The organism is Haloarcula sediminis, assembly GCF_035656455.1.
Classification (GTDB): domain Archaea; phylum Halobacteriota; class Halobacteria; order Halobacteriales; family Haloarculaceae; genus Haloarcula; species Haloarcula sediminis.
The window spans coordinates 1-642 of sequence record NZ_JAYMGA010000029.1; the positions used below are offsets into that span (position 1 = coordinate 1).

The 642-nt window shown below is 55.0% G+C and carries 1 protein-coding gene; it reads left to right on the forward strand.

Annotated features, from left to right (window positions below):
* Positions 1-325: 325 nt before the first annotated feature.
* Positions 326-613, forward strand: a complete 288-nt coding sequence (locus VJ162_RS18450) for an amphi-Trp domain-containing protein (protein ID WP_324666289.1) — start codon at positions 326-328, stop codon at positions 611-613.
* The last annotated feature ends 29 nt before the right edge of the window (positions 614-642 follow it).

Sequence of the window (642 nt, forward strand, 5' to 3'; positions counted from 1 at the left end):
GAGGTCGGCGGTATGAGCTGGTGAGAAGGGAGAACGGGGATGAAAGAATCGGACCTGAAAGCCTGCATTCCGAAGACGCTCGGCTACGTCGCTGAACACCGGCTTGCCTTTTTGACACAGGATACCGATGCAGCGATCATCTTCCATATGACTCTACAGTAGTCTTCAAGCGCGAGTCCGAATAGCATTCGGGTGCGTGGGTAAACGAGTTCAGTAGCGGGTAATTGGGACGTAGATGCCCTAACAGGTGTGAGCCCACCGGGCCGTCCCAACTGCACACTACGGTGGGCGCATTTATCCGGGCAGCCTGTGTACTTTCTCCCGTATGCCTGAAGAAGTCCTGTTCAAGTCAGAGAGCGACCAGAGTCGAGAAGAGATTGCATCGTACCTCCGGAAAGTCGCGGACACTCTCGACAGCGGAGACGCTATCAACCTGAAAGCAGGTACTGAGTCTGTCACGCTGAATCCCCCTGCCCGACCGACCTTCGAAGTCAAAGCTGAACGCGAAGGCCCGGCTGGCAACATGACTGAACGAAGTATCGAGTTCGAACTCGAATGGGACGAGAACGACGGTGAGGGGGGTAGCGGAAGTGGTCAATTAGAAATCGAGTAGTCACTTCGGACGTTCACCGAACGAGTGAT

Bases quoted from the DNA above. Each gene is read 5' to 3' on its own strand.
- VJ162_RS18450 (WP_324666289.1), top strand. From the start codon at position 326: ATGCCTGAAGAAGTCCTGTTCAAGTCAGAGAGCGACCAGAGTCGAGAA.